The sequence below is a fragment of the Paracraurococcus ruber genome (assembly GCF_004353985.1).
GTDB classification, from domain to species: domain Bacteria; phylum Pseudomonadota; class Alphaproteobacteria; order Acetobacterales; family Acetobacteraceae; genus Paracraurococcus; species Paracraurococcus ruber.
Window position 1 is genome coordinate 1 of sequence record NZ_SMOA01000060.1, and the last position, 14342, is coordinate 14342.

Annotated in this window: 7 protein-coding genes; 3 read left to right on the forward strand and 4 right to left on the reverse strand. The window is 74.0% G+C overall.

What is annotated here, in order from left to right; genetic code table 11:
- Positions 1-220: 220 nt before the first annotated feature.
- The gene (locus E2C05_RS13255) at positions 221-883 is read left to right on the forward strand and encodes a class I SAM-dependent methyltransferase (protein ID WP_200306938.1); all 663 of its coding nucleotides are present in this window, start codon (positions 221-223) and stop codon (positions 881-883) included.
- Between the two features lie 574 nt (positions 884-1457).
- On the opposite strand, the gene E2C05_RS13260 is transcribed toward E2C05_RS13255, so the two are convergent.
- Genes E2C05_RS13260 through E2C05_RS13275 form a run of 4 tightly spaced genes read right to left on the reverse strand, consistent with a single transcriptional unit; the run spans position 1458 to position 11109 of the window.
- The gene (locus tag E2C05_RS13260; protein ID WP_133220119.1) at positions 1458-5210 is read right to left on the reverse strand and encodes a cellulose biosynthesis protein BcsC; all 3753 of its coding nucleotides are present in this window, start codon (positions 5208-5210) and stop codon (positions 1458-1460) included.
- Positions 5210-9790: a UDP-forming cellulose synthase catalytic subunit gene (gene bcsA / locus E2C05_RS13265; protein ID WP_133220120.1), complete on the reverse strand. Its 4581-nt coding sequence runs from the start codon at positions 9788-9790 to the stop codon at positions 5210-5212. The genes E2C05_RS13260 and bcsA overlap by 1 nt, the downstream gene beginning before the upstream one ends.
- Positions 9791-9802: 12 nt before the next feature.
- Positions 9803-10597, reverse strand: a complete 795-nt coding sequence (gene bcsQ / locus E2C05_RS13270) for a cellulose biosynthesis protein BcsQ (RefSeq protein ID WP_133220121.1) — start codon at positions 10595-10597, stop codon at positions 9803-9805.
- Positions 10597-11109, reverse strand: coding sequence for a hypothetical protein (locus tag E2C05_RS13275; RefSeq protein ID WP_133220122.1), 513 nt, complete (start codon positions 11107-11109; stop codon positions 10597-10599). The genes bcsQ and E2C05_RS13275 overlap by 1 nt, the downstream gene beginning before the upstream one ends.
- 977 nt (positions 11110-12086) lie before the next feature.
- Here E2C05_RS13275 and E2C05_RS13280 point away from each other — a divergent pair.
- Positions 12087-13181, forward strand: a complete 1095-nt coding sequence (locus tag E2C05_RS13280; protein ID WP_158292103.1) for a glycosyl hydrolase family 8 — start codon at positions 12087-12089, stop codon at positions 13179-13181.
- An 814-nt stretch (positions 13182-13995) separates the two neighbouring features.
- A complete protein-coding gene (clpS, locus tag E2C05_RS13285; protein WP_133220124.1) occupies positions 13996-14295 on the forward strand; it encodes an ATP-dependent Clp protease adapter ClpS in 300 nt (99 codons plus the stop codon).
- Positions 14296-14342: the final 47 nt, after the last annotated feature.

Here is a 14342-nt window from a genome sequence, read left to right on the forward strand (position 1 = left end):
CTGCCGCCGGGCCGGCCTGGCCCCCCTGCCGCCGCCGGGGCGGCCGCGCCTGCCTGGCCTTCCCCGCCGGCCGCCCCTACACTCCGGCCGCGGCGTAACGCCCGGCTAACCCCGGCCGGGCTAGGTCCGGGCGATGGGTCGCGTGGCGCCCCGCGGCCGCGGGCCCCCGGCGGGCGGAGCCGCCGTGCGCGAGGCGCCGATGCCGGAGGATCCGGCGGTGATGGGGGACAGAATGGGTCTCTGGGCGGAATTCCTCGGCCACCAGGGCCGCGTGATCCACAAATGGAAGCACTACTTCCCCGCCTATGAGCGGCATTTCGGCCGCTACGTGAACCGGCCGCTCACCTTCCTCGAGATCGGCTGCGGCGAAGGCGGGTCGCTGCAGATGTGGAAGCGCTATTTCGGGCCGCATGCGCGCATCGTCGGCATCGACATCCGGCCGGAATGCGCCGCCTTCGAGGAAGACCAGATCCATGTCCGCATCGGCAGCCAGGCGGACCCGGAATTCCTGCGAGGCGTGATCGGCGAATTCGGCCGGCCCGACATCGTGCTGGATGACGGCAGCCATGTGATGGAGCATGTGGTGGCGAGCTTCGCCTGCCTCTACCCGCTGGTGCGGGACGACGGCATCTACATGGTCGAGGACCTGCACACCGCCTATTGGGACGAGTATGGCGGCGGGCTGCAGCGGCCCGGCAGCTTCATGGAGTTGTGCAAGCACCTGCTGGACGAGCTGAACGCCGACTGGACGCGCGACGCGCTGCCGCCAACGCCCTTCACGCGCACGACGCAGTCGATGCATTTCTACGACAGCATCGCGGTGTTCGAGCGCGGGCGGACGCTGGAGAAAAGCGCGCCGCGCTACCCGACCCCGGCGGACTGACGCCGACGGCCGTCGATCCTGACCGATCGGCGGCCCCCGGATCGCCGGGCGTTCCGCTCCGCCAGCCTCGGCGACGCGGCATGCGCCGCGGCGCCCGCCCGGGCGCTCGGCATGCAGGGAGCATTCATGTCGCCGGCATGCGGCCGGGCGCCCCGTGCCACCAAGCCCGGGCAGGCGCTGATGGAGCATGCGCGCGACATCCGCGCCGACCCCGCGGCCCGACGCCCGCCCGGGTGACGGCGGTGCCCCGCCCGCCCAAGGATCAGCCCCGCCCCGCCCCGCGCAGGCTTAGGCTGAAGCCGGGCGCCGCGGTTGACGATCGCGGCCGGGTCGCGGTCCCCGCGGCCGGTCACGGGTCCGCCCGGCATCCCACCATCCGGGCCAATCTTCCTCGGCAGTGCCAAGGGCAGCCAACCCGGCAATGCCCAGGACAGTCGAGCCCAGGACACGCGAAGCCGGGATGGATCGGGCTGGAGCGGCTTCCGTTCGCCATGGCTCACGGCAACCGCTCCAGTCCTTTGGATCGACGAGCACCTTCGTCCGGTCGGGCGCTTCCACCCGATCGGGATCCGCCCTAATCGACCATCCGATAGCGCAGGTAGACCAGGCCGCGCGCCTCGTTCCAGTTGGCCGCCCGGTCATAGCGCAGGGCGGTGCCGAGGCCGAGCTGCGGCGTCAGCCGGTATTCCAGGTCGGCCCGCACCCCGCCGGTCAGCCCGGTCTGGCTGCGCCCAGGATAGCGGGCCTGCAGCGTCGGGTCGGTGTTCGCGGCGGCCTGCAACTGTGCCTGCAGCGACGGGTCGGTCGGAAAGACGGGGGAGGCGCTCTCGCGCCAGCTCGCCAAGCCGATGGTGCCGCCCAGGCGCCAGCTGAACTCCTCCGACCGGCCACGCCAGTCCACCGGCAGGTTCACCGCGGTGTAGCTCTGCGGACTGAAATAGCCGCCCTGGCCCAGGCTGAAATGCCGCAGGTTCTTGTCATAGCCGAAATAGACCAGATCCAGTCCGGCGATCAGTTCCTCCTCCGGGCGGCGGTACAGCGCCCAGGCGATGCCGGCCCCGGCCTCCACCCGGCCGTTATCGGCCACGCCCTGGCCGGTGACCGCGGCATAGCCGCCGCCGGCATAGGCATTGAAGGGGCCGCGGGAATATTCCAGCTGCGCCCGTCCGCCGGTCCGCACGACACCGCCCCAGGTCCGGCCGGTGAGCGGGTCCCGCTGGCCCGACCAGGACAGCAGGCTGTCGGTGACCGCCCGCCGGTCCCCGGTGACCCGCAGCCGCAGGTTGTCGGCCAGGCGCGGGGCGAATTCCAATCCGCCCACGGCATTGGTGGTGCGGAAGCCCAGCGGCGTGCTGCCGACATCCGCCTGCACCGCCCCACGCTGCCAGGCCAGGCCCAGCCCGACGCCGGCGGCGGTGGTGTCGCGGGAGGCGGCGCCGCCACCGGGCCCGGCCAGTGCATTCGTGCCGAAGCTCCGCCGCGTGGCGAGCTCGCCGCCCAGGTCGCCGGTGGCGAGCGAGACCGGCGTCGCTCGCAGCGCCAGCTTGCCCCCCATGCCGCCAGGCGTCGTCGAGACTTCGGCCTGGCCCGAGACTTCCTGCAGCCGGTCCAGGCCACCGGTGCCGGAGCGGGTCCGGATGGCCGGCGAGACGGACAGCCGCGGCGCTGCCTCGTCCCGCGCCGCGGCCAGTTCGCGCGCGATCTCGTCCGAGACCGCGTCCTGCGGCGCCGTGCGGCCGGACGGGGGCCCGGCGGCGGCGCGACCAAAGGGATTCTCCAGCGTCGCCGCCGGCAAGCCCGGCGCGGCGGAGGCGATGAGATAGGGCGAGCGGTCCTCGCCGGTCTGCGCCCGGCGCAGCGCCGCCGCCTCCTCCAGCAGGCGCTCGGCCCGGCGCGGGTCGCCGGCGGCGCGGGCCAGCCGCGCCTCCAGCAGCAGCAGGCGCGGCTCCTGCGGCGCCAGGCTGCGGCCCTCCGCCACCAGCGCGGCGGCGCGGCGGGCCTGGCCGGCGGCCAGCGCCGCCTCCACCGCCGCCGTCCGGGCATCCATGTTGCGCGGGTCGCGTGCCAGCACCGCCTCGGCGATCGGCATCGCCTCGGCGGTGCGGCCGGCGCCCTGGTACAGCCGGGCGAGGGCGAGGTTGGTCGCGGGGTCCCGGGGGTCGCGCTCCAGCACCGGCCGCAACCGCTCGAAACCCGTCGCCTGGTCGCCGCGGGCATTGGCACGGTCGGCCGCCTGCACCGCCATGCCGGCGCGCAACTCGGCAAGCTGTCTCGCCTCCTCGGTCGGCAAGGCGCCGGACTCCAGCGGCGCGATGGCGGCCTGCGCAGCCTCGGTCCGGCCGGCTCCCAGCAGGGCCCCGGCAATGGCCAGGCGCCCGCCCGGCGTCAGCCCCCGATTGCCCTGCAGCGCCACCCGCCCGGCTTCCTCGGCGCCCGCGCCGTCGCCCATCCGGGCGAAGGATCCCACCACCCCGGCCGCCAGCGCGCCGGAGGGATCCGACCGCCCCGCGAGGGCCAGCAGCCGGTTGCGACCCTCGGCCGCCGCCGGGCCACGCGCTGCCTCGGCCGCCCGCGCGACCTCCGCCGCCCCGCGGGTGCGGGCCAGCAGCGCCGCCATGGCCGCGCTGCGCCGCGCCGCCGGCACCTGCTCCATCAGCGCGCCGGCATCGGCGGGCCGCCCCTGCTCCTCGGCGAAGAGGGCGGCGGCAAAGGCCACATCGGGCTCCCGCACGCGGCCGCCGGCCAGCTCCTCCATCAGCGCCCGGCCTTCCGCCGCCCGTCCCTGACGCGCCAGCAGCCGGGCAAGGTCGAGTCGCGCCCAGGGATCGCTGGGGGCCGTGGCCACGGCCGAGCGCAGCAGCACCATCGCCCGGTCCGGATCGCCGGCCCGTGCCGCTTCGTGCCGCAGGCCCGCGGCATCGGGACCGGCCGGGCGGTTCCGGGTGGCGAACTGCTCCGCCTCCGCCAGCCTGCCCTGCTGCCGCAGGGATCGCTCCAGCCCGGCCTGCGCCTCCCCGAAGGCGCCGCGGCGCGCGAGGGCGGCGCGGAACCGCGCCTCCGCCCCCGTGGCATCGCCCCGGCGCAGGAGCGCCTCGCCCAGCAGCGCCTCGGCATCGGCGCGGTCGGGCACGTCGCGCTGCAGGCTGCGGCGCAGCAGCGCCTCGGCCTCGGTGGCCCGGCCGGCGCGAAGCTGCCCGCGCGCCTCGGCCAGCTCGGCGGCATAGGCGGCGCCGTCCAGCGCCCGCTGCCACTGCCCGGCGCGGGAAGGCGCCGCGGCGATGGCGCGCTGCAGAAGGTCACGCGCCTCCGCCGCCCGGCCCTGGCGCAGGCGGACCACGCCCAGTCCGCCCAGCGCATCGGCATCCGCCGCGTCGGCGGCCAGCGCCACGTCGAATTCCCGCGCCGCCTCCGGCAGGCGGTTGCCATCGAGCGCCTTGAAGCCGCGCTGCCGGGGGTCCTCGCCCGCCCCGCCGCGGCCGCCGGCAGGAGCGGCGCGCGCCTCCGCCAGGCGCTGGGCGATGCCCAGGTCGCCGGGGTCGCGCGCCGCATAGGCCTCGATCTCCTTCGCCGCGGCCGGGCCGGTGCCGGTCCAGAACAGGCTCTGCCGCCAGGCGGACAGGGCCTCGCGCCCCACGGCCGGGTCATCGGCCAGCCGGCGAAGGCGGGCGATCCCCTCGGCCCGGCTCTGCTCGCGATAGGTCAGGACCTGCGCCAGGGCGAGCTGCGCTCGGGCGTCGTTCGGCCGCTGCGCGGCGCGGCGCGCCAGCGCCTCGCGCGCCTCGTCCCAGCCGGCCTGGCCGCCGGCCAGGGTGAGATAGAACTCGGCCGCCTGCGCCTCGGGCGGGGTCGCGCCGCCGAAGGCCTCGCGGTAGCGGCCCACCGCCTCGGCCGTGCGGCCCTGGCCGGCCAGCCGGCGGGCCTCCGCGAGGCCGGCGTTGTCCACCGCCTCGCTGCGCACCGCGGCCTCGGCCGCGGCCACGCGCCCATCCGCCTGGCCGGTTGCCCGGCGCAGCCGCGTCAGCAGCGCATCGGCGGCAGCGCGGTTGCCCAGCGCCGCCTGGGCCTGGACCGCGCCGGCCAGCGCCTCGGGGTTGTCCGGCGCGGCGCGCAGCGCGCGGTCGAAGGCGGCGCTCGCCAGGTCCGGGCGGTTCTGTTCCTGCCAGTGCCGCCCCTGCACCACGAGCGCGGCGAGCGCGCCCGCTTCCTGCGCCGCGGCGGGGCAGGCCAGCGCCACGAGGACCGCACCGGCGAGCGGGGAGGGGCGGTGCCCCTCGCGGACCCAGCCGGCGACGGGCCGCAAGGGTCCCGGAAACCTCGAATTCGTCATCAGGCGCTCCGAGCGCGCAGGCGGCGGACGGCGCGCGCGCGCAGGGCACGGCGCAGCGGCAGGCCGATCAGCAGGCAGGCCAGGGCAAGCAGGCCAAGCATCAGTTCGGGCCGGCCGCCCAGGTAGAATTCGGGCCAGAGCCAGAGCGGCAGCTCGCCATGCAGGTAGCGCGCGCCGGTCCGATGCGCCTCCACCCGCGCCGTCGTGCCGCTGCCGGAAACCAGCACCAGGTCGCCCTGCACCTGCGACCGCAGCGCCGGATCGCGCAGCGCGCCGAGGACGGCGTCGAGGCCAGCCGGCACCGCCGCGGCGACCAGCACGACGGACCGTCCCGCCTGGAGCGGCGATTCCAGGGCGACGAGCGCGCCGAAGCGCTCCGGCGGCGCCGCCAGCCGGGCGGCCGCGCGCTGCCGCGCCGCCGCCGTGCCGGTGCGGTCGAACAGATCCAGCATCGCCCGTGTCGCCCCGGTTGGGATGGCCAGCGCCAAGCGGTTGCCTTCCAGCCGCACCGGCGCCTCGCCCTGCAGCAGCGTGGTGAAGGCGGGCTGCCGGCCGAGCGTGCCGAGCACGATCAGGTCCCGTTCCGCCACCTGGTCCAGCGCCCCGGGCCCGACGACCGCGAGCCCGGTGGCCGGCAGTCCGGTGCTGGCGGCCAGCTTGCCCACCAGGTCCAGGAAGGCGGTCATCTCCACCGCATTCGGCCGGTCGGGCAGCACCACCGCCGTCTCCGACAGGTCGGCCATCCGCGTGTACGGGAAGCCGCCGCTGGCAAAGAAGGCGAGGTTGGGCAGCACCGCCACGCGATGCGCCGATGAGAGGTCGACGGTGCTGTCGGGGTCGATGCCGGCATGGATGTTGCCCGGCACCGTCGCGCAATTGCCTCGCTGCAGCGGCCGCATGTCGAAGGCGAGCTGAAGCTCGTTCTGGCCGGAGACGAGGTAGGGCGGCAACTCCACCCCGCCGCGCTGCACCGCGCCGGGCCAGCCCAGCTGCGCCATCGCCCAGCCGACGGGCCAGGCCTCCACCGTGCTGCGGAACGGCAGGCTCTTCAGGTAGGTCCCGCTCAGCGCGACATCGAGCCGCGAAACGCGGGTATCCGCGACCGGCCCCGGCGGGGCGCGGAAGCCGAGCTCGACCGGGATGCCCCGGCCCCGCGCGACATAGAGGTCGGGCGCCGTGCGCAACGGCACCGTGACGGGGCCGGGGGCGAAGCCGTTGGCCTGCAGCGCCTCGGGCTTCAGCAGTTCCCCGAAGCGCACCGGCCGGTCGGTCGGCAGCCAGCGCGGCGCGTCATAGGGCCGGCGCGGCGGCGGTTCCGCCGCCTCGACCAGCGCCCGCTCGCCGGACAGCGTGGCCCGGCCGAAGGCGAGGGCGGTGGCGGCCTGCGCCGCTTCCGCCGCGTTGCGGCCGCCGATGACGAGAAGATGGCCGGAGCGGTCATTCGGGTTGGGCAGCAGGGCCAGCGTCGGCCCCTCGAAGCCCGGCAGGTCGAGCCCGGGCGGCAGGCCGCGGTTGCCGACCACCACCATCACGGCATGCCCTTCGGGCGGCGGCGCCGCCAGGACCGGGAAGCTGGCGCCGCGATAGTCGGCCTCCACCGCGAACCAGGAGGCGGCGATGGCGGCGGCCCGCAGCAGCTCCGGCCCCGGTTCGGCCGGCAGCACGAAGGGCAGGGTCAGGGCCGACTGCACGACCCGGCGATCGAAGAAGGGCTCCGGCAGCCGTGCCAGGTCGCGCGGCATGGGCAGCCGCTCGATCGTCAGGTGCAGGGCGGAGAGATCGGAGACATTGGCCCAGAGCAGGCCGGAGAAGGGGTCGTTGCACTCCGCCGCGTAGCGCCCGGTGAAGCGCAGGTTGAGCCGATTGAACTCGGCGAAGAGCAGCGGGCTGATCGGGAATTCGAGCGGGCCGAAGCGCGGCGCGTCCGGCCGAGGCTGGATGGCGCCCACGAACTCCTCGTTCAGGGTGATGGCGATCTGGCTCTGCTCCGGAAGCAGCGCCGGGGAGGTCGCGCCGGCGACGACCAGCCTCGCCGCGGTGACGACCTCGTCCGCCCGCAGGCCGAACAGCACGCCCTGGAGTTCCGCGATGCCGCGGAGCTGGAGTGGCCCCTGGTGGCCGAGCTGGCGGAAGGTCCAGGTGACCTGCCGCGTGCCGCCGGCGGGCGGCATGGCGGCCATCGGCGGAGCCAGCGGAAGGGACATCCCGGGCGACGCCGGCACGGGACCGGGCGCCACGGCGGAGGGCGCCACCGCAAGGCCTGGGCCCGGCAGAAGCCGAACCCCGGCATCCGGCCGGCCGGGCTGCGCCAGCGCCGGCGCAACGCCGAGCAGCAGCGCGAGCACGAGACCCACCGTCAGCCGCGGCGGCGTGACGCGCGCGGCGCGCGGCATGGGTGCAGGCGCGGCCGAGGCCGAGGCGCCGGTCGAGCGCTGCGGCTTCGCCCTGCCGCGCCGGCGGCTGAACAGGCGGGACAGCCCGATCTCGCCGGCGAAGGCGGCGCCTGCCGCGCGCACCGCGATCCCGAGCGAGCGCAGCGGGTTTTCCGGCTGGTGGTCGGCCCAGCCCACCCAAGCATCGGCCCGGCCGAAGGCGGCACGGACGGCGGCGCCGCGCTCGGCCAGCGTCGCCGGCTGCAGGCGCAGCTGCACCTGGCCGCCGGCCGCGACGCCCACCACGACGGCGGTGATGTCCACCGGGCCATCGCCGAGTTCGAGCGCGAGGCGCAGTTCCTCGCCCAGGCCGGGCGGCTCGCCCGCCGTGATCTCCAGCGCCGCGCCGGTCATGGACAGGTCGAGCGTGCGGCCGGCGCAGCGCGCGCCACCGGCCCGCAGCAGGCTGGCCGGCAGGCTGGCGCGGGCGCGGGCGCTCTGCCGGATCTGCCGGCGTTCCCGGCCGACCGCGATGCTGGCGATCACCGGCACCAGGCAGATCGTCGCCCAGAGCCCGTTGAGCAGATAGGCCTGGAATTCCAGCGAGCCGACGGGGTGGACGAGGATGCCGCGCAGGGCGAAGCCGATGCCGACCAGCAGCGCCAGGGCGAGCAACATGGTCGGCCAGACGGCCCGCAGGTCGTAATAGCCTTCCTGCAGCAGGCCGCCCTTGTCGGTGACGTTGAACTTGCCCTTGCGGGGGTTCAGCAGCGTGACGATGGTCAGTGGGACGAGATAGAAGGCCAGCACGGTCTCGTAGATCTCACTCCAGAAGGACAGGCGAACGCTGCCGGACAACCGGCTTGCGGTGGCGATGGCATGCACCAGGTGCGACCCCGCATAGGCGGCGATGGCGAGCGGCGAGGCAGCGATCACGTTCTGCCCCAGCAGCAGGAAGGCCAGCGGCGACGTCAGGAAGACGACGCGCGGCACCGCGAACAGGAAGTGGAAGGTGGCGCTGAAGTAGCAGAGCCGTTGCGTCAGGCTGAGGCCCGAGGCGAAGAGCGGGTTCTCGATCCGGAAGATCTGGATCATGCCGCGCGCCCAGCGCATGCGCTGGCCGATATGGATGATGAGGCGTTCGGTGGCGAGGCCGGCGGCGAGCGGCAGGCGGAGATAGGCGGTGTGCCAGCCGCGCCGCTGCATGCGCAGGCTGAAATGGCAGTCCTCGGTCACCGTCTCGTGCGGGACGCCGCCCACCTCCTCCAGCGCCTTGCGCCGGATGATGGCGCAGGAGCCGCAGAAGAAGGCGGCGTTCCACAGGTCGTTGCTCGGCTGCACGAGGCCGTAGAACATCAGCCCCTCGTTCGGCACGTCGTGGCCGGCGGTCAGGTTCCGCTCGAACGGATCGGGGGAATAGAAATGGTGCGGCGTCTGCACCATGCCGATCCGCGCGTCGCGCAGCAGCCAACCCATCGCCAGCTGGAGGAAGCCGCGGGTCGGGATGTGGTCACAGTCGAAGATGACGACGAAGGGTGCCTCGGTGATGCCGAGGGCATGGTTGATGTTGCCTGCCTTGGCGCCCTTGTTGTCCGGGCGGGTGACATAGCCCGCGCCGCACTCCTCGGCGAAGCGCCGCATCTCCTCGCGCCGGCCGTCGTCGAGAATCCAGACCCGAAGCCGGTCCGGCGGCCAGTCCATGGCGAGCGCCGCCAGCACGGTCGGGCCCACCACCTCGAGCGTCTCGTTGTAGGTGGGGATGAAGACATCCACCGCCGGCCAGGCGGCCGGATCGGGCGGCATCGGCACCGGCTTGCGCTCGAGCGGCCACAGCGTCTGCAGGTAGCCGAGGAACAGCGCCACGCCGGCATAGATCTCGGCCGCCGCGAGGCCGAGCATGAAGAAGCCCTGGAAGGCGGTTTCCGGCGCCAGGGTCTCGGTCAGTCGCCAGTGCAGGTAGCGTGTCGTCACGGCGAGGGAGAGCACGACGAGGAACGCCGAGGCGCCCCGCCCCTCGATGCGGTTGACCACGAGGAACAGGGCGAAGGAGCCCAGGGCGAAGATCGCCTGGCCTTCCGCATCGAGCGGCACGAAGAGCACGCCCGAGAGCAGCAGCAGCCCGAGCAGCACGGCCGCGACGGCTGCCGGCGCCGCCATCAGCCAGGGGAAGGCGCCTTGGAGGCGGCGCGCGGTCCGATCGAGTCGCATGGCCGGGCCGGGTCAGGCTGCGACCGAGGCCGGCTTGCCGGATCCCGACAGGATCAGGCGTTCCAGGATGCGGGCAAGGTCCAGGAGATCGGCAGCGGCGCGGCTATCGGGCGCATAGTCTGCGACCAGTGCCCCCGAGGCGAACGCTTCGGCGACCGCCGCGTCGCGCGCGACGAAGCCCAGGAGGTGGGGCCCGAAGCGCGGCAGCAGGCCTTCCGCCACCGCGGCAGAGAGCGGCGACCCTGCCTCGACCTGGTTCAGGACGAACCGCACGCGCGTGAACAGCATGCGTCCCAGGGTGCCGCGGCCGAGAAAGCGGCCGGCTTCGATGTCGGGCAGCACCGCCATGCTGCCGCCGTCGGCCAGCAAGGGGACCAGGATGATGTCGGCCCGCGGCAGCACGGCAGTCAGCGCGGTGGAGACGCCCGGCGGCGTGTCCACGATGACGATCAGGTCGGGCTCGGCCAGCATGGCCGCGACCAGGTCGGCCAGCAGGGCGGGCTCAAGTTCCAGCCGGCGTTCCTGCACGAGCCGCTCGTTCGCATCCGTTGCCCCGTGCGGCAGGATCAGCACGCCATCGCCGACCCTGGTTGCCGACGCATGCCAGTTCAGCGCCGCGCGGCGCCCGGCGAGGAAGCCGCCCTCGTTTGCCAGCGCCTCTCCGAAATGCAGTCGCAGGGCGTTCTGCGGGTCGAGGTCGACCGCGACGACGCGCTGACCGAAGCGGCGGAGAAGCTGCGCCATGTTCGCCGCCAGCATGGTCTTCCCGGCGCCGCCCTTCGGCGAGCAGACACAGATGAGCGGCATCAGGCTTGCGTCCCAAATACGGCGTCGAGGAGTGCGAAGCGTGCCGCAGGCCGCCCGGACGCCCGTGTTTCAACCGGCACCACCCCCGATCCGCCAGAGGGTGCTGCGAAGCCCGCCTGCTTCAGGTGCGGGAAGGCGGAAACCACCGGAAGGCCGAGGGCCGATGGCCCGACCGGCAAGCCTGGCGATGTCGGCGTCCGGCCATCGGGTTGGGCTGTCGCGACATGGTCTGCGACGGCATCGCCGCTGATCATGGCCGCGTCGCCGACGGTCGCGCGGGATGGCGTCCGGTCCGGCTCGACGGCGTGCAGTGGCAGGGGCTCGGACGGGGCTGCCGCAACTGCGATGCATACCGAAGGGCTGTTCGGGGCACCGACGATCGACGGCAGGATGGGTGGGATTGGAGCGGCATCGCCGACGCGTGCGGGCCTGACCGGCGGGTTGCCGAAGCTGCGGTAGCGAAGAGCAGCGAGGCCTGTCGCCTTCGCCAGATTGGCGACGTCGCTGTTCAAGTCGACCACAACTCTTCCCCGTATTGCCGAGGCGGCAGCCTAGAAGGGGCTGAGTTCGCGAATCTTAATGGCTGAGACGGCCGAGCAAGCCCGGCTTGCATCAGGCGTCTCGGCAAGCGGATTGCTGTCCTGTTGTCGGACAGGCGAAGGCGCGCCAGGCAAAGGCGACGAAAGGCCTGCGGCAATACTCGCATTCTGCGGAACATTTGGTTCCCACGACGATGCGCGACCAAGGCAGGCCGGCTCGCGGTCGCCGGATCCGGTTGCAACGACGGGTCCCCGGGCCCGGTCGAGCTCCCGGCCGCGCACATCCCCCGTCCTTCAGGTCGCGCCTGGCTGCGGGCGCGCGGTCATCGCCAGTTTGGCGTCCCCTGGACCTGCTGGCAGAGGCGCGCCGGCATGGTGGGACAACGACCGGGCCTGCGGCTTGCCGCGATGACCGCGTCCCGGCCGCCATCATCGACGGCGCCGCCCGGCTCCACCAGGTCTGCGGCCTGGGGCAGCATGGCCGAGCGAGGCGCTGCCACCAGCCCGGCGCGTAGCGGCCGCGGTGCCGCAACTCTGGCGCCGATGCCGCCGCAAGCTCCGTCGGTGCCGGGCATCCTGACGCGGTGCTCCGGGCCATTGGCGGCGCGCCGCATGCTCCCTCGCGTATCGTGGGCCAGCACGGTTTGCTGCCCGACATCTTGGTGCGGGGGCGCCCTATTGCCACGGCGGCAACGCGCATCCTCGAGCGCCTGCCGGTCGGGCCGAGGGACAAGCCGCGCCGCCACCGAACAGATCGACGCGGCCGTATCGGGCGACGATGCGGAAAGCATCCCGATTGCCCGGCAGGCAGGCGCCGCATAGGATCAGCCGGGATCGCGGCGGGCACGATGTTCGGCATTGGGCGGGACATTCTCTTCGCGTCGGCACCTGCTTCGGGAACACCTCCACAGGGCGCGCCATGTCGTGCCGGGCGCGGACACGGATCAGGAATGAAGACCCTCATGCCATGGTCCGGGCCCGGCAGGCTTGCGTCGGGGTCATGCGCGCTGATCGGGCGCCGGGATGCCTTGGGCGCAATGACCCTTGCTACCCTGATCGGGCGGGACGGTCCCGCAGCCGCGGATCCCGGTCCGCTGCCCACGGCATGGGCGCAGTTCAAGGCGCGATTTGTCGGTCCTGAAGGTCGGGTATTGGATACCGGCCAGGCCGGCGCTTCCCATACCGAGGGCCAGGGCTGGGGCATGCTGGCGGCCTTGGCCGTCGGGGATCGCGCCGTCTTCCACCAGTTGCATGACTGGACCCGGAAGCAGCTCTCCCGGCCGACGGATTCCCTGTTTTCCTGGCGCTGGCGGCCTGGCCAGACACCGCCGGTGGACGATCCCAACAACGCCACGGATGGTGATCTCTACATCGCCTGGGCCCTGGCCCGGGCTGGTGAGCGCTGGGGCGATCCCGCGCTGCTGCGGGCGGCCCGAAGCATCGGTGCGGACATCCTGCGCCTGCTGCTGCGGGAGGCTCATGGACACCTTGTGCTGATGCCAGGCCTGCAGGGCTTCGAGGACGAGCAGCGGATCGTCCTGAACCCCTCCTACTACGTGTTCAGCGCATTCGCGGCGCTTGACCGGATCCTGCCGGATGCGCGCTGGCGACGGCTGACACGGGACGGACTCCGGCTGATGCGCCAGGCGCGCTTCGGCGCATCGGGCCTGCCGCCCGACTGGATCGAGCTGCAACGTGCGACCGGCACCGTCTCGCCGGCCCGGGGCTGGGAACCGCGCTTCGGCTTCGATGCCGTCCGGGTGCCGCTGTTGCTGTGCTGGGCGAACCATCGGGCCGAGCCCGTGCTGGCGGCCGCGGCGCGTTTCGCCGGCGACCCCGCGCGCGGGACGGTGCCGGCCTGGCTGGACCTGGAAACCGGCGCGGTCGCGCCTTATCCGGCATCCGGCGGGATGCAGGCGATCCATGACTACGCGTCGTGGTGCCTGAATGGCGGCCGGCCGCCCGCGCCGGCGCTGGCGGCGTCGGATGACTACTATTCCGCGGCGCTCAAGCTTCTGGTGCTGATGGCCGTGGCCGAAGCCTGAGGGCCAAGCCGCGGTTCGGCGCCGCGAGTTGGCTCGATTCGCATGCGGCGTCTCGGCAAGCGGATGGCGTCCCGGTTGTCGATCGAGCGGGGCGAGCCCTGCGAAGGCAGCGACAGGCCCGGCGCGGCACGCATCTCCGGCGGGCCACGCGGTTCCCGCCACGACGCCTCACCCGGCTCAGGCCGGCGCGGAATGGCGGGGCCGGTTTTCGCGGCGGCTTCGCGAAGCCCGTCGCGCTCGGGTCACGCACCACCCCGCCCGACGCGTCTGCGGGCAAGGCCTGCCGAACCTGTCGTGCAGGCCGCGACCGGCGTCAGGCGCGTCGCTTCCGGCGGCATTGCCCCGCTCGACCAGGGTCCGCGCCACCCCGCGCAACCGCTGCCGGAAACCGGGGCCGAGCCGGACGGCGCCGGTGACGATTGCGGCGGGGAGGCGACCACCTCGGCAGACCGCAGCCAGGGGCGTCTTCCCACCATCCTGGCCCGACTTTCCCGGCAGGGCCAAGGGCAGCCAACCCGGCGATGCCTCGTCGCGGCCTGCCGCTATCCGCAGCATCCGGCCGGGGTGGACGCCGCCCTGGCTGGCCGGCCGCATGGACGCGGCCAGGCGGGGCGGGCCGGCGCTGGGGTGCCCTGGCCCCGGCATGCGCCGCATCGCAACCGGGCAGCGGGCTTGGCGCCGCGCGGGTCGCGCAGGGACGTGAACGCCAGGCCGCCGGAATCGACCCCTCGGGCAGGCGCCGCCGCCCACCCGGCGTTCCCCGGCGGGCACAAAGCGCTGTAGCCTGCGCCCCTTCCATCGGGGAAGCGCGCCGATGCAGGACACGCAGACCACCCAGCGCACGCAGGCAGTCCCCAAGCGCCCGCCGCTGCACAAGGTGATCCTGCTGAACGACGACTACACGCCGCGCGACTTCGTGGTGCGCGTGCTGAAGGGCGAATTCCGCCTGAGCGAGGAGCAGGCGCGGCGTGTGATGATGACCGCGCATCGCCGCGGCGCCTGCGTGGTGGGGGTGTTCACGCGGGAGATCGCGGAAACCAAGGCGACCAACGCCACCGAGGCTGGCCGCAAGGCCGGCTACCCCCTGACCTTCACCACCGAGCCGGAGGAGTAGCGCCTGCCGACTGCCCGCGGCGCAGGCATGGCGACCACCCGGCAGGC